11 protein-coding genes are annotated in these 23,361 nt (G+C 35.9%); all 11 read right to left on the reverse strand.

Annotation, left to right across the window (positions count from 1 at the left end; translation table 11 throughout):
• Window position 1: 1 nt before the first annotated feature.
• On the reverse strand, window positions 2–1,294 hold the full coding sequence (locus ACQ654_RS02250; RefSeq protein WP_430408685.1) for a glycosyl hydrolase family 17 protein: 1,293 nt from the start codon (window positions 1,292–1,294) through the stop codon (window positions 2–4).
• A gap of 14 nt (window positions 1,295–1,308) precedes the next feature.
• On the reverse strand, window positions 1,309–4,773 hold the full coding sequence (locus tag ACQ654_RS02255; RefSeq protein ID WP_430408686.1) for a hypothetical protein: 3,465 nt from the start codon (window positions 4,771–4,773) through the stop codon (window positions 1,309–1,311).
• A 57-nt stretch (window positions 4,774–4,830) separates the two neighbouring features.
• Window positions 4,831–5,664 carry a PKD domain-containing protein gene (locus ACQ654_RS02260; protein WP_430408687.1) on the reverse strand — a complete coding sequence of 278 codons (834 nt, stop codon included), beginning with the start codon at window positions 5,662–5,664 and terminating at the stop codon, window positions 4,831–4,833.
• 13 nt (window positions 5,665–5,677) lie between these two features.
• The gene (locus ACQ654_RS02265) at window positions 5,678–6,514 is read right to left on the reverse strand and encodes a glycoside hydrolase family 16 protein (protein WP_430408688.1); all 837 of its coding nucleotides are present in this window, start codon (window positions 6,512–6,514) and stop codon (window positions 5,678–5,680) included.
• 20 nt (window positions 6,515–6,534) lie between these two features.
• Entirely contained in the window at window positions 6,535–7,995 is a 1,461-nt protein-coding gene (locus ACQ654_RS02270) for a hypothetical protein (RefSeq protein WP_430408689.1), read from the reverse strand.
• Between the two features lie 13 nt (window positions 7,996–8,008).
• Window positions 8,009–11,182: a glycoside hydrolase family 2 TIM barrel-domain containing protein gene (locus tag ACQ654_RS02275; protein ID WP_430408690.1), complete on the reverse strand. Its 3,174-nt coding sequence runs from the start codon at window positions 11,180–11,182 to the stop codon at window positions 8,009–8,011.
• Window positions 11,183–11,778: 596 nt separating this feature from the next.
• Window positions 11,779–13,407, reverse strand: a complete 1,629-nt coding sequence (locus tag ACQ654_RS02280) for a glycoside hydrolase family 16 protein (RefSeq protein ID WP_430408691.1) — start codon at window positions 13,405–13,407, stop codon at window positions 11,779–11,781.
• A gap of 13 nt (window positions 13,408–13,420) precedes the next feature.
• Window positions 13,421–15,511, reverse strand: coding sequence for a hypothetical protein (locus ACQ654_RS02285; RefSeq protein WP_430408692.1), 2,091 nt, complete (start codon window positions 15,509–15,511; stop codon window positions 13,421–13,423).
• A gap of 34 nt (window positions 15,512–15,545) precedes the next feature.
• Entirely contained in the window at window positions 15,546–17,012 is a 1,467-nt protein-coding gene (locus ACQ654_RS02290) for a RagB/SusD family nutrient uptake outer membrane protein (RefSeq protein ID WP_430408693.1), read from the reverse strand.
• A gap of 12 nt (window positions 17,013–17,024) precedes the next feature.
• A complete protein-coding gene (locus ACQ654_RS02295) occupies window positions 17,025–20,243 on the reverse strand; it encodes a SusC/RagA family TonB-linked outer membrane protein (protein ID WP_430408694.1) in 3,219 nt (1,072 codons plus the stop codon).
• A 251-nt stretch (window positions 20,244–20,494) separates the two neighbouring features.
• The gene (locus ACQ654_RS02300; protein ID WP_430408695.1) at window positions 20,495–23,290 is read right to left on the reverse strand and encodes a triple tyrosine motif-containing protein; all 2,796 of its coding nucleotides are present in this window, start codon (window positions 23,288–23,290) and stop codon (window positions 20,495–20,497) included.
• Between the last annotated feature and the right edge of the window lie 71 nt (window positions 23,291–23,361).

The raw sequence follows: 23,361 nt of genomic DNA on the forward strand, positions 1-23,361 counted from the left end.
ATTAGTGATTTACGGTTACTTTAGCTTTTATTGGTGGCAACTGCACTTCTAAGAGTAACGAATCTTTGTCACCGCTATACGTTTTTGTGATTGGATTTCCATTTCGTGTTAATCCTTTAAAGGCACCTTTGTCTACTAAGTTCCAAAGCGCATATTTTGCTTTTCCATCAATCGTAAATAGTCCAAAGTGATTTTCAGAACCGCCTGGATTTCGTGCATCTTTCCAAATTTCATCAAAGGCTTCAAAGTAGAAACATGACATGTTTGCTTCTGCTGTCCATTCGCGCATGTGTTTGTAATAGATTGCTTCTTTGTATTCATCTGTAGCTTTACTTCCTCTGTTTCCGTAATGCCCGTTAGAAGACGAAGCCCAACCTGTTTCACCAATGTGAATTGGTTTGTTTACCCCTAAACTTTTCATGTAATTGAACACACTGTCATATTGCGAGATTGCGTATTCTTTTGCTCTCAACATTGCGGCATCAATTTTTTGAAGACTTGATTTTTCTGAATTTTCTTCTATTCCCCAAAAAACAGGATGATAGTGTGTATCGTGCATTGGATAGGTATGCATTGAGATATAGTCTACCGCTTTTATTAATTTGTTTAAGTCTTCTACATGGTATATTTTATCGCCACCGCCCCAAGAAGCAAAGTTGTCAGAACTTGTAATCCACAAGTCTTTAGACAGTTTTCCTGTTGCTTTTAATTCTTGTAAATGGTTTACCCATTTTAGGATTACATTGGGTTGTACATAGTAGCTTGCAGCCCATTTTACCATAGCTTCATTACCAACAGCTATTATTTTTACAATGTCATCATATTGATTCGCTAATGCGACAGCGCGTTCGATTTCGCCTTTATTTTGTTCACTTTCCTGATTGTGATCGGGAACTTGGTTTGTCCAAGCATTTTTACAATCAATCCATGCGCCTAACATGACATACATCTCAAAATTTGTGTCTTCGTTTTTCAGTTCCCTGATAGCTTTTAAAATGTTGGTTGCATGTGGTAGTTGAACATTATATGTACGCAAAACTCGAATATCCATCGCATAGAGAATCTTCATGTCTTCTTTTAGCTCTGCAATGGTTGGTTGAATGTTACGTAATGTATCACGATAACCTCCATATGAGATTGCTAAATAGTTTTTGTTTCCTAATATATCTTTAGCTGTCACTTTTTTTTGTGTTTTTTGTTCTGGCAATGATGCCTTCTTTTTTTGTGAATTTTCACAAGACATCATCAATAGCGTTACCAATAGTAGTTTCGATATGTGTTTTAATGTTCTCATGATGATCTAACTTTTTACTTTAAATGACTTGGTTTGATATTCACATTGATTTGAGTTATTTCGCCTGCACGATTGAATACATGCTGACTTGTAGCCGCATCTAAACGTAAGTTTTGGAATGTATTTCTTGATCCATCTTTGAAATGAACCGTCAGTCCGTATGCGTCCGCTATTGTGTATACAATTGGTACTTGACAGTATGTAAAGCACAACGATCCTTTTTGTATTGGAAGTTGTTTTTGTTCTTTTGCAATGTTTATATAATTGAATACTTGATCTTTTTGTAAAAATTCATCTTTACGCAACATACATGGATCAAAGAAGAGTTCTCCTTCCGATACAAATACACCCAATTCGCCAAAACGACTTAAGATGTCTTCTTTTACTTGTCCTGTCATTCCTGGTTGTTGCGCACCTTTTCCTGCTGGCGTATGTGAATACGGATCTGTTGGGAAAGCACCATATAATGATGGCGATTTGTGCACGCCAATTCCTTCATTTATTTCGTAATAGTGTTCTAACAATCTACCTACAACTTCGTCGCTTTCGTTTTCACGAATTGCTTTTATACAGCATTCAAATACTGCTAGTTGTAGTTTTGACACCATGTGCCAATAGATAGATCCTAAGCCTTCATATCCGTAAAATGTACCTGAACGACCTGTAAATTCTTTGTGATTGAATACGTCTTCAAATATTTCTAAAACATACGCTGTGTCAGCTGTTGCCAATTCGTTGTATGAAGTGTTGCTTAGTTGTTGTAATGCCTGACTTAAATCGCCTGCATTTTTGAAGTTTCCATTAAAATGATATTCGCCATTAATAGCTTGTGAAATGATACTTCCGTTATTATCGTTTAGTAATTCATTCAATAATTTTGATTTTGCAACAGCTTCTTTTGAGATGTTGTTACGCTGTATGAATCCTTTTAATTCTTTGTTTGGATAGAGTAAATAACTGTATTGATCTGGTCGGAATAGTTTGCTATTTTTTAACGCATCAAGTACAGCTAACGCTTCTTTTGAGTTTATATATCCTGAACTTAATACTGCAACTTGTCCTTCTAGCATTTCATTTAAGTACGAAATAGAAATTTCTCCATCACCTTTAACTGTCATTAAATTGTATGCATGGTAAAGATTGTCCGAACGTTTGTTAGCTTCAATTGAATGTTCTAAGTATTCCAGACTGGTTGCTACAAATTCTTTGATTTCATGGATAGAAATTGTTGTTTTTCTTCCTGAAAATGCATTGTTATAGATTTGTTCTCTGTACTCACTTCCTGCATTTCCTAAACCGTCTAAGACTTGTTTACGTGCAGTATCGTTTATTTTTCCAGCTAGTAAGCCTTTGTGTGTTGAAAATGTATTTGCTATTTTATGGAAGAATGTTGCTAATTCATTCGAAATTTCAACTGTTTCCGTTGTTGTGTTGGCAAATACATCATTGAAAAACTTTAAAAAGCGTCTTAAGTAGTATAGTGTTACCATTGAAACTCCGTTTCCTACCAACGCATTGTTGGCATCATTCCATTCCGGACGTTGTGTATTCATCCAAATACCACCTTCTGGAATGAAGTTAGAGAGTTTTGCAAGTGTTGTTGCAAGTATTTTTTCTACGAAATTTACTTTTACTATAAATCTACTTTCATCACGCAGTAACGCGCCATCAGCACCTAGTTTTTCTCTTTCGTCACGAATGTTATGATCTAAGCCTTCATCAAATTCAATCGTATCTTTTGGATTTTTTAGTAAGTCTTGATATTTTTTTATTTTGTACGGTACGTTTGCATATACAAATAGGTCTTTTTCAAAGAAGCTTTCCAGTTTTCCTGGCTTGTGGCTTTCAATGATTTCTAAGAATTTTTGTAGGTAAATGATTTGGTGATCTCCCCAATATCCGATGTACGACCAAGGATCGTCTGGTTCAATGGTTTCCCAGTCGAAACCTCCTTTTGTCACACGGTATGGATTGTACCCATCAAACGTTGTTGCGTTTAAGAATTTATGAATCATGCTTTCAATAAATTCTGGATATGAATGTGCTAGCGCTTCCCAGTTTTGGAATATATCACGCCAGTTTCCTTCGTAATCAAGTATTTTTGAACCATCAACTTCACTTCGCGTATTGATAGAGAATTTGTTCCAAGGACGACTTGGATCTCCGTGACGACGACTGAATTTTAATGGCATGTATTCTAAACATAAACGTCTGAAGTTTTTGTCTGGGCTGTCGTATGCTAATTCTTTTAGTTCAGAAATGGTAAAGATCTCGGGTAATGCATTGATGATGTTTTCCGCAGTTCTGGCAACTTTTTTGTTTGCGTTTGAGATATAGTTTTTAAAATCCCACTTTTCAATTTGATAATTATCGTCAAAAATTCCACCACGCATGATATTGAATAACGTGTTTGCAAAATGACGTGTGTCTCTAAATTTGTCAGCGGATAGTTGTAACGCATCCGAAGCGGCATTGAGTGCGACTAAACGTTCTGTACCAACATTTATAGTTTGTTCTATTTTTTCAGCTAAATCTTCTTCATTTTGTATTTGATGTGATAGGTTTGCAATATCAGCATGATCTTGATTTACATTTGCAACCGTTATCCACTCTTTGCTTTCAGAAGCATCTAAGCTTACGTCAGCATTTATAAAATAGGCTCCTTTTTCCGCTTTTACATCTATTTCTTGCTGAATTGGATGGCGTTTGCGGAATTCTCTTAGTTGTAATGACGATAGTAAGTAACGTGCATTGTCAAACCCTAATGACCAAACTACATTGGCTTTTAAGGCTTCACTTGGTGCTGCTTTGTCTACAATTATCGCGCTAAGCGCATAGATTCCTAAACCAGTACTTTCTTCTAATTCATTACGTTTGTAGGCATCTACAAGATTACTACTTGCGTTTTGTAAATCTGCTCCAACACCAAATGGCAAAACATTTTGAATTCCATCTAATATAGAAACATGAACTGTTTCTTGAGAATTGTTGATTAGTTTTGATTTTTTTACGAATCCGTACTGATCACTTGAATTCCACATATAGCGAAATGTCAATTCTAAATCATGATTAATCTCTTCAAATAGTATTTTGTTTCCATAATTGTTTTTATAGAGATTTCGCGTTACTTCATACATTCCTTCGTACCGTTCTGAGAATGGTTCCCAAAGTTGTTCTTTGTTGTTTTTAGTAACTTGAAAAATTGATTTATTTCCAGTGATATCTGCTGACTCTGTGATTTTATCATCAGTGTAGTATGGAAAAAGTGCGTATTCTGAATTTTTACGTCCAGCTGATAATCCTCCATTACTGGAGATAAACATCCAGTGATTGGAATCGCTTACGATACTCATAAAAAATGGTCTGATGGTATCGCTGTTCGAAATTTTGTAAAAACTTTCGTTGTCTATGTGTACGGTTTCTATTTGAGACATATTTGATAAAATATCTTGATCTAAGCTTATTGTTTCATTAATCATTATTGGTCAATTATTACTTCCAGAGAAGTAGGGGAATTTTAATGTATGTTTAGAGTTTTATTCTTGTGTGATATCGTCAAAATAATAGATATCACCATCACATGGAGCATTTCTTTCAAAGTAGATTATTACACTTTTAAAAGTTCCGGATGCAACATTTGTGAAGTCAAAACTAAGTTCTTGCCATTGCCCTACTTGTGTTATGGTTGCAATTCTTTCTTGAAAAGGATTTACGTTTGGAAAAGGCATAAATTCTAGTCTTAGCGTAACATCAGTAACTTGATTTTGTGCTAAAACCTTCATTTTAAAAGTTTTGTTGGTAATTGTTGAAAAATCTAATGGAGTTGCAAGTTCAACACCTACTCCAGACCAAACTTCACAACCGTTTGCTTTTTCATAGACTTGTACATTACAACTACTGTTTACGGCATCTAATACTGGATTTGATACAATAGCACCGCCAATGTTTCCGAAGGCATCAAAGATTGTATCATCACTTAAAAAAGTCCAATTTAGATCACCATTTGCTGGATCAGTATTTTCATCTGTTTCGTCAACACATCCATCAATGATGAATGTTTCTTCAAATACACTGGATGCTCCTTTGTCATTGTATGCTGTTAGGCTTACCGTGTACGTTCCGTTGTCGTACCTTTTTACAGGACTCTCTAATGTGGAAGTTGTACCATCACCAAGGTTCCATGCATACGAAGTGGCTCCGTTGGAAACATTGATGAATGAAATTGTTTTAGAGTCAATTTCTTTAACAAATTTTGCTTCTAATCCTATGAGTTCTACTCCACTTTCATTGTCGTCTTCACATGAAGTGAACATTGCTAATGAGACTACTAGTAGCGAAAGTAGGGTTATTTTATATTTTAAAAATTTCATGTCTTTGTGTTTTTTAGTTATAAACTCTTACGTAGTCAACAAACATTCTTTGTGGAAAAATTGTATTTGCATCTGGGCTACCAGGCAAGTTTCCTCCGACTGCTACATTCATGATGATGTAGAAAGAGTTATCAAATGCCCACGTTCCTTGACCATCAGTTTCTTCTGCAACGGTTTCTGGTGTAATGCTTTGATATAGTACATCATCTACGTAATAATTGATTTGATTTGGACTCCATTCGATACCAAATACATGAAAACCTGTATCAAATCTATCGTTAGTGAGTTCATATTCTTTTGAGATTGATGCTGCTCCTGAATAATTTGGTCCGTGTACACTTCCTAAAACAACTGTAGGAGCATCTCCTAAGTATTCCATAATGTCAATTTCTCCACATGCTGGCCAAGGATTCTGATCACAATCACTTCCTAATAGCCAAAATGCTGGCCATAAGCCTTTTCCTTGTGGCAAACGAATTCGTGCTTCAAAACGACCATATTGTTGCTCAAAAAGTCCTTGCGTTTTTATCCTCGCGGAAGTATAACCACCTGAATTGCTTTCTCTAGCCGTTAGGACTAAGAGTCCATTTTGAACTTCTACATTTTCCGAGTTGTTTGTATATACTTGCAATTCGTTGTTTCCCCAGCCTGGTATGCCTTGTTGCGTTCCATCTCCTAAATCGTACGTCCATAAGCTTGCATCTGGCGCACCATCAATATCAAACTCATCAGACATGACTAAATTATTTAGCGTAGCAACTGTCTGTGTTTCATCTGCTTCACAACTAACAAAAACAACACTTGAAATGATTGTTAATGCTAGCATACTATTTTTAATTATTTTTTTCATATTTAAAATTTTATGAATTCTTAATAGAAATATATGTTGTCGACTAAAAATGATGCTCCGTTAGAGGAAACAAAAACTATGTAACCGATATTACCTAAATTAGGAGAGCCTGAACCGCCACCACCTGTAGGTAGTGTAAAGGAACTTAAAGGGATATCTATACTTACCCAATCTCCTTGTATCAATTGACTGCTGATATTGAATCCACCAGCTGATCCATCACCGAAACCGTTGTCAGTGTCATCCGGACCAAAATCTATTAATTCCATGACAAGTGCTGAACCAGCACCGCTTGTTAATTGAACATCTAAATGTACCATGGTCTCGCCCGTTACATTTACAGTTCCATTCCATCCAATTCCTATGAAGTCTATTCCTTCATAGTTTACGTGATTGTTACCATCAAAACCTTGTACTGAAATATTCTGAGTATTCGAACCTGCAAATACTCCTGGATCAAATCCGTCAACGCTTGTATAAGAATCACTATAGATAGAAATGACATCTGCTTGTGCTTGTGTTGGAGTTGGAGCATTTACAAATGATCCTGTTGAAGTTATTTCTAAAGATCCGTTTGCTGTTGCATTTCCTATGTTTGCTGTTATAGTAGCTACACCAGCTCCAATAACACTTACATCTCCATTAGCATTTACTGTAGCAACTGACGTGTCTGATGAAGCGAAATCGAAATAATTTTTTGAAGCCTTAACCGATACGTTCTGTCCGTTTGCTAGGTTAAAAGTGGCTCCTAAACCATCAATTGTTTGCGTATATCCTGTAAAGTTATCAATTTCTACATCTTGTCCATTAAGCATAAATGGAGCTACTAAACTTACAGTTCCTAGGTTTTCAAATCTTAATTCATCTATCCAAAATGTGTATCCAATATTGTCATTAAATGAGCTTGCATCGGCAAAGTTGTCATTTCCTAAGGCATCAAAAGATCCTGCAGAGAATAGGAACATTCCTCTTTCTTGTATTAGTTTTGAAGCATCAGGAATTGGAATGATATATTTTTTCCAACCGCTTGATAATTGAATTACTGTTGAAACAGGATAGGTATCTGTTAAGAAATCAGTACCAAAACCTACTTCTATAGTTCCGGTAAGCGTACCTTTTGCCCAAAAAGTTAAAGCATCGTAGCTAGATAAATCTCTACCTTCACCTCTGTCTTTAAAAATTCCACCAATAAAGTTACCATCTGGATCATTTGGAGCTGGCACATCAATTCTTATAGACGATGTGCCTTCATAAGCTACGTCTTCGTCGGTTCCAAAACCTTCTGTGTTTGCACCAACAGCAGGATCAAATGAAGTAAAAAATTCATCTGTAAGTCCAACTGGAGCATCCGTAAATATATCTGGTGTGTTTGGGAATCTTGCTTCTACCGCATCATCCGATATATCTCTTTCACAACTTACAGTCATTGCAATCGCTAAGCCTGTAAATAGTATATTTTTGAAATATGTTAATTTTTTCATTTGTATAGCTTTTTTATTTTCCAATGTTGATGTGTATGTATGTTCTTATTTCCCATTCAGTACCATTATCAAATCCAACTGGACTTATTATTGGTGCTGTTGCAAATTCGCCAGCAGTAGCATTTGGAGCATATCTTGGAGAAAATTCATCTAATGCACGCCATGTTCCACGAATTCCAATTCTTGTACTTGGTAAAAGAAACCAATCTGGCTTGCTAAGTGAGGTAGATATATCTAACATTAATTGTGTTGGATATGTTAAATTGAAATCTCTGTGGTAATCAAATGGTCCCCAATCGTTAATTTTTACGTGAGACATTACTTGAATTTTCTTGTAAATCATTCGTATATCTCCACCAAATCTTTTAATTAATCGAGAATCATCTCCATTTGCTTGTGCATTTCCATAGTAGAAGTTTGCAATGATTCCTAATTCAGGTGATACTTTAGATACCATACGTGAGTTTATTTCCCATAAGTCTTCTGCAGGAACTGCATTTGGGAACGCGAAGAATGTACGATTGGCGTTGAATCCAATGTGTGCATCTTGTTGTGTTGGTAAGTGACGGAATACGAATCCTAAGTTTGCAGCAAATTTTGCATCTTCTGCTCTATCGTTGTTCCACTCATACATCCAAGTTCCTGGTGTTGGATCGTAAGTGAAAAGAATTTCTCCAGCTGTCATTTCTCGGTTTCCACCTCGTACTGCAAATGGATCATCAATTACGTTTCTTAGTCTACCTGGTGCTTGCACATCTGATGGCATTGCATCTACTAATGGTCTTTGCCACATGAAGTTTGGTGCAATTTGGAAGTTTCCATATGAATATGTGAAACCAGATAAGAAGTTTGTCATGTTTCCACTTCCAGAATCTCTTAGTCTCCAACCTGTAAATGTTTGTGTTTGGTCGGCTCCTCCATTGGCTACTAATCCCATTACAGAACCTTGTGCATACATGTTGAATCTTCCGCCTTGGTACGTGATTTTTGCTTTTGCTCCCCAATTATCGGTAGATTTTATTTTGTCTTCAACTACCGTGTAATTTCCAGAACTTCCTCTAACATCTTGGTACACACTTCCATTTAATGGGTTTCCTGCCCAAATACCTCCGACAGATAGTCCGACCTTACCAAAGTCTTTTTCGAGTGCTAACGTAGCTCTTTCGATTGGCCAAGCAGGAATTACACCACTTCGTACTTGATTTACATCTAAGACACGACGTCCTGTATCATCAAATTCAAGATCCGTATTAAGATCTCTGTGATAGATACCTGTAATGTCCCATCCTTTATAGTTTTTTGAGTATTTTAATAACATTGTCGGATTTGCTCCCCACCAAAGTTGTGGTCCAAATGCCGCTTTTAAGCCTTTAAAGTCTCGTTTTCCATCTATTTCTATTCCTAAAATTTCTCCTCCGTAGATGTCTAAGTTAGGTCCGTAGTTAGCTTCTGGATATAATCCGAAAATATCTCCTTCATATCCCCAATGGTAATGACCTGTACGATAGAAACCTCGTAAATCGAAGTCTTTGGCATTCCATTCAAATTCTGCATTGTAAACATTAACACGATTTACATCAGAAAGTACTACTTCTCCCGTATTAGAGTCAAGATTAAGGTTTCGTCCTCTATTTTCGTAAAAAATTTCATCGATTGGATTTTCAGCAACACGACCAAGAATATTGAAGTTTACGTTTGCTCTCATGTTAGGAGCGGGATTTCCTTCGACACCGATAAAATATGATTGCATGTGATCAAAACCTAATTGATTTGGATATACATTTTCGTCTGGGTCAGCGTTTTGAGGTGTTGTAATTAAACTTCCTCCAGTATTGAATGTTGTAAATTCAGCTCTTAGTTGACTGATACGTATTTTTTGGTTGCTTCCACCACCAGCGGCGGCTTTATCTCCTCTAGCTCTTAGGACGGCATCCATTATTTGAATGTTGTCAAAGTAATTCGAGAGAAATTCTGAAGTCATTTGAGAATCATATGGGTTTAATTGATGCGCTTCTTTTAGTGCGTAGTAAGCGGCACGTGGATATAATGTGTAAAGACCTCTTGCGTCTGTTGGTCCTTTTGCACAGATACCAAACCACTCTTCATTCATGTTTAAATCTGTTGCTTTTTCTTGATCTCTAGAGTATCCTCCATTTGGCCAAACGGCAACATTATCATGAACATCTAAGTTTTTGGTTTGCATATATTTCCACCAACCATCAGAGAATTGAAATGTAAATCCTCCTATAGAGTTGTTTGCTTTCCCTAAACCTGCCGCATTTGCATATATTTCTTTCCAGTTTCCTGTCATATAATACGCTTGCGAGTATTGATCTTCTTTGTTATCTCTTGCATTGAAAGCATCAGCTCCAAACTCTGCAAATAGTATTGGCTTGTCTAATTCGTCTTTCACTCTTTGGAATGCATCACCAAATGAGATTCCTCGGTACATGTTGGTACCATATATGTCAATGTCTTTACATTCTTCTTTTACTATATCTAAATATAGTAGATCACCATTACAGATAGTAACAGGATGTGATGTATCTATTTTTTTGATTTCTAAGGTTGCATCATTGAAAGCTTTGTATAATGCACGAGCAGATTTTATTTTGTTAGAATCTACGCCTTCAATCGGAATTGCTTCTGTTTCTGCTCCTGTCCATGATAAGTGATAGTTGTTTTCATTTCCTATCATGTACATTAATAGTCCTGGCGTGTCTTTGTATGTGTTAGCCATTTCTATTGCTTCATCCATCAATATTTTTCTTGTTGCTGGGTCAGCATAATCTGTTTGTGGAGTCCAAGCGCCGTTTATAGTAAGTCCGTAAGCACCAAAAGTGATGTTTATCATTGTGTAGATACCGTGCTTTTCATATATGTATCTGACCCATTTAGGTTTTAAGCCATATGTTCTAATGGTATTTACGCCCATGTTTTTTAGCAATAACATTTCAGCGTCTAAAGCTGACATGATAATTTCGTCAGATCTATTCCATATTCCAGGATCGGTAATTGTAGAACCGATAGGTACATAATCCCAGTTCATACCATTGATTATGAAATCTTTTCCGTTAACTACCAATTTCATTCCTTGACTGTTTTTCTCAACAGCAACATTGCCTGCTTGAGAAAACATAGATGTTGTTAAAAAAATCAGTGCTAATGTTAGAAAGGTTTTTTTCATCTGTTTGTTTTTAATTTGTTAATTAGGTCAGATGGAATTCGCAAATAATCAAATTAGTTGTAGACAACTAAGAATCATAGCTCATTTCATTTTGATTAGTTTTTTTTCAATTGATTCGAGTTGGTACTCGATATGATTTTGTTATTTATTAAAACTATATATAATTAGTACGAAATCTTTAAAAAGAACCACAACAAAAAACATACATCGCAATAAAAACTCATTAATTTTACATTATTTCTAATTTAAACACCTTGATTTTAAAGGATTCTCAACGATATTATTTTTTTTATATTTTTTAAATACAACCCTTGTTTTTCAAGTATTTAGCAAGATGTTGTAGTAATGTTGTAGTAGCAATACCGTTTGTTGTAGATGTTTAATGAACTAAATTTGAGTTATATAGCGTATTTGAGGTGTTTACTGTTAAATTTACGAAATCGATGTCGTTGTTTTACACCTTTTTATATAACATATTTAAAGCTTTATCTTTTAGGTATTGAAATTAAAAAACTTGCCATTTTTGCACTTCATTGATATGAAAGAAGCAAATGATATGGCAAGTTTTTTTAGCTTATCCAAATAAAATTAATTATTTATTGGTATACTCTAACATAGTCAATTTCCATTGAGTCTTGTGTAAATGCTGGATCTATATTTCCACCAAGTGTTCCTCCCATTGCAACATTTAGAATAAGGAAGAAATCGTCATTAAAAGGTAACGTTGCATCATTGCTAACCGTATGAAATACAAAATCATCTACCAAGAATATAATCTCTGTCGCTGTCCACTCTACAGTGTAGTTATGAAATTCTGTTGTTGATGTTGGTAATGAAGTTGCTGCAGAATCACCTGCGCCTGGAGACACTGCTGGATGATGTACAGTAGATAGCACTGTATTTTTATCTTGTCCTTTTTGTTCCATAATGTCTATTTCTCCACATGTTGGCCATCCAACTGTGTCAAAGTTTGCGCCTAACATCCAAATTGCTGGCCATGTTCCTTGCGAAGCTGGTAATTTGGCACGAACTTCTACTCTACCATAGGTAAATTCGTATAAATTTTCTGATTTTAATCGTGAAGAAGTATAGTTTCCACTACCGTCTTTTATAGCGGTAATTTTTAGCATTCCATTTTCTACGACTACATTTTCAGTAGCGTTGGTATATTCTTGTGATTCGCCATTACCCCAACCACCTGCTCCAAGGTCGTATGTCCAATTTGCTGCATCTGGCGCACCATCTACATTAAAATCGTCTTCCCAAACTAAGTTATTGTATTGCGTTTGGAAATTATTTGATGCTGGTTCTGCAGATGTAATGATAAACCACCAATCAAATTCTCCGTTTCCGTCTGTAGTTCGTAGTACTAATTCATTTGGTACAGAACGATCAAATATTTCATAAGTTTGCGATCCGCCTGTATAATATCCAATGAATCCGTCACCTGTAAGTGTAAGTGTTTCAACGCCTCCTGGTGCAATTAATCCCCAAGTTTCATTAAAGTCATTGAATGGTAAGTTTTCAACATCTGCTCCATTTATGGTTCCTCCAGATGCTCCTAAATCATTAACCAAACCATCACGTCCAAATATAGTTCCTGAAGTATCCATCGTTGGATCGTCGTTTGTACTGTCTGTGATAAATGTAAATGTTCCGTCTGAAGAAAAGACATATCGATCATCATACATTCCTACAGTTGCTTTTTCGTCTGGACCTGCGCCATACCATTCTGTTGGTATTGAACCGCCAACTGGCCCTAGCCCAAAGTGTCCTTGTTGTTCTGATTTAATTCTCCATGATCTTGAACCAGTTCCAACTAATTTTTCAATTAATTCTGCTGGTGGTGCATAGGTTGCTAATACTTCAACAGTAATTGTCGTTGATGTTGAGTTTCCTCCTGTTCCGTAGGCTATAACCGTTACAGTATATGAGTTTATACCTAAACTTGAGAATACAAATGAAGCTGCTCCTGCAGAGTTAGTTTGCTCATTTCCTTCGTATACAAATCGGTATGTACTTGTGTCTTCGGCAGAAGCACTGAAGTTTACAACTCCACTTCCGTCTCCGTTAGGATTGTTTCCGTCTTGTCCAACAATTGTAGCAGTTACCTGTAAATTAGTTGGAGTTAGTAAATCTCCCACGGTCGCTTCATCATCCTGACAACTAACTGTTAGTAACAGAATACTCAAAAGTGATGTGAGTATGTATTTAAAATTTTTCATCTGTTTGTATGTATTAATTTCTTGTTAGTTTAAACGTCCAAAATACGCCTGAACCTGCTTCTATTTCTACTGTAATTGTATTGTTATCAATAAATGTGACACCATAAGTAATTGAACTTGGTGCATCTGCTGGACTTGAAAGTTCTCCTGCATTGTTTGCTTTCGGTATTCCTAGGTATGAACCTGTTCCATTTAATGTTACGGTTCCTGCGGTTTCATCATATGTAAACGTTCCTGGCGTTCCATCATGTGGTGCAATTGGCGCTCCACAAGCATCTCCACTTCCACTTTGCCATCCTTCAATCCATGTGTCTGCTCCTAATACATTTGTAAACGATCCGCTACTCCCAAATACATATTCATCATCATAGAAACATCCTCTTTCTGCAACTTGTGCATCACTAATTGAGAACCATTCTCCTGAACCTGCAGCTGGCCCTACTTTTAACGATCCTGCTTCTGAAGCAACACTCCATGAACCTGCTAACGGTGATACTGGTGTTGTATCTCTTATTAGTTTGTATGTCCAGAATACGCCTGAACCCGCTTCTACTCCAACCGTTATTGTATCATTGTCAATAAAAGTAACTGTGTATGTTATAGATGATGGAACTGCTACTCCTGGCAATTCTCCTGCGTTGTTTGCTTTTGGCAATGCTATGTATGCTCCTGCTCCGTTAATCGTAACCGTTCCGGCAGTTTCATCATGTACGTATGTTGCTGTTGCTGATCCGTCATGTGGTGCAATTGGTGCTCCACAAGCATCTCCGCCTCCACTTTGCCATCCTTCAATCCAAGTATCTGCTCCTAATACATTGCTAAATGAACCATTTGCATCAAATACATAAGTATCGTCATAGTAACATGCTCTTTCTGCAACTTGTGTATCACTGATTGAGAACCATTCTCCTGAACCTGCTGCTGGTCCTACTTTTAGTGATCCTGCTTCTGGTGCTACTTTCCAAGTTCCGGTTAGTGGGCTTGGGCCTGATGCTGTTTTATAGAAGTAGATGTTATCAATAAATACGGTTCCTGCCGCCCAAGGTGTTCCAACAAATTTTAGCTGGAATATTTCATTTACTGATAACCCTTGATCTACATATTCTGAGATTGGAATTTCAATACTTGTCCATGAATCTGCAGTTAATGGACGTGTTACTGGTGCTTCCGTTGCGCCACCTGGTCCATTGATAAGTGATGTTTCAAGATCGGTAACGACATCAGCTGTCCAAACATCTATGTGTAAGAATTCCATGTTTGAAACATCAACAGATGTTCCGTCTGCTAAGGCAATTCCTTGATAGCTTATGTTTACGTATTGTAACATTTGATCTCCGTTTAAATCAAACATTGCCCAACTACTACCTTGTCCACCTTGTCCCCAATCTGGGAAATAGTTTGTATCTGGCACATCAGTATATGCAGCACTAAATATTGAGATTACATCCCCAGGATTTCTTGCTGGTGGTGTTGGTGCCGCGGCTAGTGGTTGTACTATTGCTGTTACTTCAAATTCTTCTGTGTAAGTTGTGGTTTCAATTGCACCACCCATTGCTTCAACAGTTATTGTATAAGTTCCTGGATCAGCATATATGTACGAGATTGTTTCTCCTATGTTTCCTGAAACGACTTCACTTCCGTCTCCAAAGTTGATTACATTCGTCATAGCAAAATCTGCTGTAGCTGTAATGTTTACTTGTTTTGAGATTCCTGGATCATTTTCAATAGTTACCACTAAGTTTTGTGGTGCTTGAAATGATACTACAATTTCTTGTGTGAGCGAAGTTGAAGTTCCGCTAAGTCCTTTTCCTGTTAAGGTAACTTGGTATGTACCTTCTGCATAGGTATGTTCTACAAAGTTTCCTGGCATGATGTCTTGTTCTACTTCAGCACCATCTCCATAGTTAATGTCAAAGGTTGCAACTCCTTCTCCAAGTGGTGTTATTTTCACCAAACCAGTATTATCTTGTGTTATATTTACTAATGCCGATAGATTTGCAGGTGCTTTCGCTGTTTCTACAAAATCGGTATTGTCGTCTTCTCCACAACTGTAAACTAACAGTGCAACGAGACATAAACTGAATACATATTTTATTATTTTCATCTTGTATTGTGGTATTATTTTCTTTTTCTAGCTATTAATATCCTGCATTTTGTTCCCAACGGTTACCAGCCAATTCAATTTCGATTCTTGGAATTGGAAATAGTTCGTTTTTCCCTGGCGTAAACCCTGGAATTGTGCTTGTTTGTCCTGTTCTTACTTGGTCGAAGAAACGATGTCCTTCTCCTGCTAATTCACGTCTTCTTTCTGCTAATACATTTTCTAATGTTGCAGGAATTCTATTGTTTGTGTCTCCAAATGCTCTATCGCGGATAGCGTCTAAGAACGTTTGTGGATTTGCTATTGCTGTTGGTGCACGTAAGTTTGCTTCTGCCGCCATTAGTAATACATCTGCATAGCGAATAGCTCTGTAGTTGTTACTACGGTTAATGTTTGGATCTGGCAATACGTTATCATCTGCATATGGAATGTATTTTAAGTTGAAATATCCTGTGTGTTCAGAACCTTCTGTAAATGTTACATCTGAATTTGAAGCTACAAATGCATTGATGTCTAATACTGTTGCCGCTAAACGTGTATCGCCAGCTTGGTATAAATCAACAACTGCTTGTACAGGAATGTTGAAACTGAATCCAGAACCATATGGACTAAAGTCTCCACCTTGAAAACGTGGTCCCATGAAACCTACAGCCGGATTTCCTTCTATACATTGGAAACAACCAAAACTTGCTCCGTCTTGTGTTCCTGAGTGTTGTACTTCAAATACTGATTCTTGATTGTTTTCATTACTGTTTAGGAAGATTGTTCCGAAGTTTGAAACTAATTGGTATTGTCCAGAGTTGATTACTTCATTGAATGCTTGTGCCGCTTCTGTAAATTTTTCTTGGTACAAGTATATTTTACCTAGTAATGCCCACGCTGCTCCTTTTGTAGCTCTTCCGCTTTGTGCTTGTTGCCAAGGTAGTAATGGAATGGAATTGATTAAATCCATTTCTATTTGTGCATATACATCAGCCGCTGGCGTTTTGTCAATTGATTGTGATTCTTCTATGGTGATTCTTCCATCTGTGTACATTGGTACATCTCCGAAGAATTTTACCAATTCAAAGTAGTAGTATGATCTTAGGAATAAGTTTTCTGCTAATAGTTCATCTTTCCCTTCAAATTCTATATTGTCTTGAAATTCTACGATGTAGTTTGCTCTACTAATTCCTGCGTACATCCATTGAAATATACTTCGCAATCCACCATTGTCTGGCGTATGTGTCATATCGTCAATTTGTTGCCAATCTAATACATCTGTTGGATTTTCTCCACCACATAAACTGTTATCAGAGGCAATTTCACCTAAAATGTTGTTTAAGTACGTTGTGGCTAGTAAATCATATACACCAACTAGTGCATCTTGATAGTCTTGTTCTGAATTAAAGAAGGTTTCTGAGTTTTCTTGACCTTCTGGTAGTATTTCTAGGTAATCATCACAAGATTGGATACCCATAATCATGATGAACGCTATTGTTATTTTTGTTATCTTATTATACATATGCTATCTTTTTTAAAATGATACGTTAAGTCCTGTTGTAAATGTTCTTGCTAATGGATATTGCCCTAAATCAACTCCAGCGCCTAATGGGCTAGCATTTGATACATCTGGGTTAAATCCTTGGTATTTTGTAAATGTGTGTACGTTGTTTACAGCTATATATAGTCTGAATCTGTCCAAATGAATTTTATCCAATACCGATCTTGGTAAAGAGTATCCAACTTGAATGTTTTGAATTCGTAAGTACGATCCGTCTTCTACAAAGAAATCTGAGAATAAAAAGTTGTTTGCTGCATTTGTTGATGCTCTAGGAACTGTGTTTGATGTTCCTTCACCTGTCCAACGATCTAAGTATAATGTAGGTTTGTTGCTATAAGTAAGGAAACGCTCATAACTTCTTGCAATATCGTTTCCGATTGAAGCATATAAGGTGGTTCCGAAATCAAATTGTTTGTAGTTCATGTTTAAGTTGAATCCCATGGTAACATCTGGAATTGGATTTCCAATTACTGCTTGATCGTCACTACTTCCAAATTCTACTGTTCCATCACCATCTACATCTACATATCGAATGTCTCCTGGTTGTGCATCTGGTTGTAGAGCATGCGCATCAATTTCTGCTTGATTTTGGAAGATTCCGTCTGTTTGTAATCCGAAAAATACTCCAATTGGCAATCCAGTTTGAAATCTTGATGTTGTTTGATTTAAACCAAATAATCCACCTGGTATAAATCCTGCCGCATTATTTACTTGTAATGCTTTGTTATTGATACTGGTTAGGTTGTAACCAACACTTACATTGAAATCGTCTGAAAAGTCATGACTGTAGCTAATTGTTAAGTCAATCCCTTTGTTTTCAATTGTTCCTGCATTTATTACTGGTGGCGAACTTCCTCCAGCTGTTGAACCTAAAATTCCTGATACTTCTGGAACAAGTAGTAAGTCTTCCGTACGTTTTTGGTAATAATCTACCGTTACATCTAAGTTACTATTAAATAAGCTTACATCAACACCAATGTTTGTTTGTGTATTTGTTTCCCATTTTAAGTTTGGATTGGCAAGTGCTCCAATAGCGTTTCCAAATGAAAGGTTGTTGTTGAAAGGATACGTTGCTTCAGCGCCTCCACCTTGTAAGAATCCTAACCAACGATAACTACCAATTTTGTCATTACCTGTAATTCCCCAACTTGCTCTTAGTTTTAGGTTTGTAATTGCTTCTGATTTGAAGAAATCTTCTTTCGAAATCGCCCAACCACCTGATATTGATGGGAAATACCCAATTCTGTCATCTGGACCAAAACGTGTGGAAGCATCTCTACGAACCATTGCCGACAGTAAGTACTTTCCTTGATAGTCATATTGAATTCTACCAAATAATGAATACCATCTGTCTTCGTTTCTTCCCGTGTTTCCTGTTCTACTGTTTACACTTCTTGTTACACTTTGATTGTCAATTACTGGATCACCATTTACGTCTAATACTAAGTTTCCACTTGTATCACGCACAAATAATATGTTTTCATCATATATTGTTGATTGCGTATTGCTTAAGAAAGCATTGCTCCAGTTATCTGGTCCATTTACCAAGAATCCAGAAGCAAATAATCCGTCATATTGTTCGCTTCGTATCGAAGCTCCTAATAATCCTGAAAAGTTATGATCTCCAAATGATTTTTTATAGTCTAGGAATGTTTCCCAAGTGTAATCGAAATATGTTTCTACGTTTTCAACTACCGTACTGTATAAATCACGCTGGTCATTGTCATTTGTATCTGTTACAAATTGATTGTTTTCTACAGCAACATTGTTTACTACTTTTCCTGGTCCGTAATATTGAAGCGGGAAATATGCACGTCCGACAACATCAGCATAGTTAAAGTTGAATCGTGAGGTTACTTTCATATCTTGAATAATATCGTATGCCAATTCAATTTTTCCAGTAAAACGATTTACTTTCGTTTCATTAAAGGTATTGTTTAGTAATGCAAAAGGGTTGATAATTTCAATTCCTTGCTCTTGTCCAATGTATGCAAAACCTCTTGAAGGTCCAGTTCCGTCTGTACCATCAAATATAGGTGATAACGGAGAAGCATTTGCCGCATAGTACAATGCAGATCCTCGCCCACTTTCTGGAATTACTTTACGCTTTATGTTTGTGTATAGTAAAAAGGTGCTTAGATTAAATTTGTCGGTAAGATCAATACTTAAGTTGTTTTTTAATGTCCATCTTGTAAAGTTTGACTTGTCACTTGCAATAATACCTTCTTGTCCAAAGTAACTTCCACTAAACCCGTATGTTACTTTTTCAGAACCACCTACAGCGCTTAAACTGTGACTGAATACTGGTGCGGTACCAAATAATTCGTCTTGCCAATCAGTTCCTGTGCCAAGTCCTTGCAAATTTGGAAAAGGCAAAGCATTTCCATCAGCAATTTCTACTTCATTTACATATACTGCATATTCAGAAGCATTCATTAGGTTTAATGTGTTTGATGCTTCTTGTATGGAATAGAATGAGTTGTATGAGAATTTTGTAGCTGTGTCTTTTTTTCCTGTTTTGGTTGTAATTAAGATGACACCATTTGCGGCTTGTACTCCGTAGATTGCCGAACTCGCATCTTTTATAATGTCTAATGTTTCAATATCATTAGGATCAACCACACTTAAATCCGTTCCGATGTTTACACCATCTACAATTACTAACGGACTGTTGTCTCCGTTGGTTGTAATACCACGAATACGAATGTTGAGTGCTGAACCTGGCGAACCAGAATTCGCATTTACTTGAACTCCCGCGGCACTTCCTTGTAGTGCTTCTTCAATTCGGGCAGGATTGGCTTCTACAATTTTTTCAGCGGCAATACTAGTGTATGCACCTGTAACCAATTCTTTTCGTTGTGAACCATATCCAATAACAACAACAGATTCTAACGATTCAGCATCTTCTTTCATTATAATGGTTAATTCATTATTGGAAGTCACAACAACTTCTTGCGCTGCAAATCCAATAGAAGTAAATACGAGTGTACTTCCTTTGGGTACATTTTTCAGGGTAAATAGCCCATCAAAGTCCGTGGCTGTTCCTTGATTTGTGTTTTTTAGTAAGACGTTTACGCCTGGAAGCGGCATATTGGATCCTTCTTCCAACACTTTTCCTTTTATCTCAAGGTTTTGCCCATAACTCCATATTGAGGAAAGGATGAGCGAAAGCATGATTAAATAATGGTTCATATAGTTGATTTTTTATTGAGTACAATTTATTTACAATTGTTAATGATTCCTTAAAAAACACCTATACAAAAAATATACATATCAAAAAAAGATGTAATTTATTAACGAATTGATAATATAAACCTAACTATACTGTAGTATTCTCAGTAAACACCTATGCTGTTAAAATATAAGATATGTTGCGTATTGAAGCCTACTACAACGTTGTTGTTGTGGTAATGTTGTGGTAAAAAAGTGAATTGTTGTACTATTTATAGGTTCAAGAAATAGTCATTAAGGTTAATTTCGCGAGCTAAGCTGATTTTTTTACGCAATCGATATCGTTTTATTTCAACACTTCTAACTGAGATATTTAGCAATGGAGCAATTTCTTTTGATGATAAATTTAAACGTAAATACGCACACAAACGAAGATCATTTGCTGTCAGTTGTGGATGTAATTCTTTTACTTTTTTAAAGAAGTCTTTATCTGCATGATTGAATGCTTCTTCAAAAAATTTCCAATCTTCTGCGTTGTTAATGTTTTTATCAATTAATCGAATTACTGGTGTCACATTGTGTTCTCCATTTTGCTTGTTTAGTTCTTGTTTTATACTATTGAGCGTTTCATTCTTTTTAATCATATTCATCGTAGCAATTGCCAATTCTCGATTTTTAGATTCAATATCACTGTTAAGTTGTAAATTTTTTAGCTGAATAATTTCTTTTTGGGCTTCTAACTCTTTCAATGCTAAATCACGAGTTGTTTTTTCTAGTAAACGCTCACGTTGTTTTTTGTAATAGCGTCTATAGAAACCGTTTAATGCTGTAAAGAGTAGTATTGTTAAGAGTATATAAATGCATATTGCCAAGTTAGATAAATACCAAGGTCTGTTAATTTCAAATGTATATGTTGCCGTGTTTACCGTTTCTTGATTGTCAATTCGAGCTTTAACTTTAAACACATAATCGCCGTGTGGCAAGTTTTCAAAAGTTACGTTTGCTGTTGTGCTCCACTTGCTCCATTCTTCATATAAACCTTCTAAATGATATGAGTATTCTGCTACTTCATATTTATTGTAGGCAGGAATACTGTACATAAATGTTAAAAAGTTCTCTTTGGCCTTAAAATCGCCATCTATTCCTAATGGAATGTTATGACTTCCGCCAGAAAGCGTATTACTTGTAATGGTGTTGATAGAAACATTATAATTTACCAAATGCATTGCATCTAAATCTATCATAATATATCCGTCAGAAGTTCCTAACAGATAGTTCTTCCCTTTTAAATGCGAAATGTTTTCATAACCTTTCATTTCGTTTCGCAACGATTGTGGAATGGCAATTTTATTTACTTTAAAGCTACCATTTAGCTTTTCTCGTGTTACATAGTTGATGTAATTTTTTGTGAATGCCCATAGATAGCCTAAATTATCTACTACTAATTTCCCTGAAGTGTATTCATCATTTTGAAAAATGGTACTTAGGATTGAATCTTTTTGAAACGTTGCACTTTCTACATCATACCCAAAAATACCGTTCTTATTGGCTTGATAGATGGTATTGTTGAATTGAATTAAACTCGAATTTAAACTTTTTTGAAGCGAGTCATTTTTTTTGAATGTTGTTACACGTTTATAATCAGGACTTATAGTTAACTCATATACACCTTTATATTCATGATTCATTAAGATTTTTGATGGTGAAACCCATTCAAAGTGTTTGGACGAAATGTTGAAATCTTGTAGTTTATGACTGAATTCCCATTCGGTATCTTCTTTTTTAAACATGTACAATCCGTCATAATTCCCTTGAATAAAGACATTATCTTTTCCTGGAACCGTTTTTATATCCCACGTTCCGAGCATGGTTCCTATTTTTTGTTTCGTTCCGTCTTTTATGATAAAAGTTCCAGAATCGTGTCCGCAAAATAATTCTTCATTAATTACACGTAAACACCAAGTTTGTCCTTTTGTGCCTTCTATAAACTTGAATGCTGTTGTAGCATCTTCTTTTTTGTAAAATACACCTTGATTTGTTCCTAAATAAATAGTTCCGTTGTGAATGATAGATGCATAAATAGTTCCCAAGCGACCTTTTTGATCGGCAAAGTATTTAAAAGGTTCTTTTGTATTGATACAATTGATTCCATTATCAAGTCCAACCCAAACATTTCCGCTTACATCTTCAAATAGTGAAAGCGCGGTGTTATCACCCAATCCATTTCCTTGATCTATTTGATATAGTAAATCGCCTTCTTTTGAAATATGTAAGATTCCGTTGGAAATTGTTCCCAATATGAAACTTCCATCCGTTAATTGAATACTTGTATAAATACTTTCTTGGTTGTATTGCTCTTGATATGGCAATTGAATTACTGTTAATCCTTCATCACCATAGGTAAACCAACCATTGTTACGTGTTATGATTATTTTTTTATCATCTTGCTGAAAAATACCAACAATTCGGTTTTTTTGTAAAATAGCATTGCTACTTTCTAGCTTTTTCTCACCATTTTGGATACTGTACAATCCTTCATTTAATACTTGAAAAAAGAATTCGCCATCAATTTTGTATAATTTCGTTAAAATATTATCAACATGAATTGTTTTGAACGTTTTTGTTTCGGTATGAAAGCTGTAGATACTGTTTAATGATTGAAAAAGTACCCATTTATCTAAATGAACAATATTCCAAATTTGTTCATCTTCTAACATTTCTATGTTAAATTTTTCACTTAACGACGTATAGGTAAGAATTCCTTTTTCATTTCTAACCCAACATCCAAAATTTCGATAACAACCTGTGTATATTTTGTCGCCAATTACCTTTACCGAACGCATAATGGTTTCGTTAGGTGTTTTGTAAAGTTTCCATTGCGCGCCATTATATTCTAACAATCCCTTACTATTCGCAATGTACATGTATGAATTGTCAGATTGTGAAATCATCCAATTTTGATTGTCGGCAGTATACGTTTTGGGTGTATAATTTATAATTGGTGGTAATTCTTGTGAAAATGACAAGCACGCATAAAGGAGTAAGAAGGTGTAAAGTATATTTCGCAAAAATCGGCTGTGTTTGGGTTCGATTATAAATTTACTACTATTTTTTGACTTAATTTCTAATTATCGGTAAC

Source organism: Kordia sp. (genome assembly GCF_965283645.1).
Taxonomy (GTDB): Bacteria; Bacteroidota; Bacteroidia; order Flavobacteriales; family Flavobacteriaceae; genus Kordia.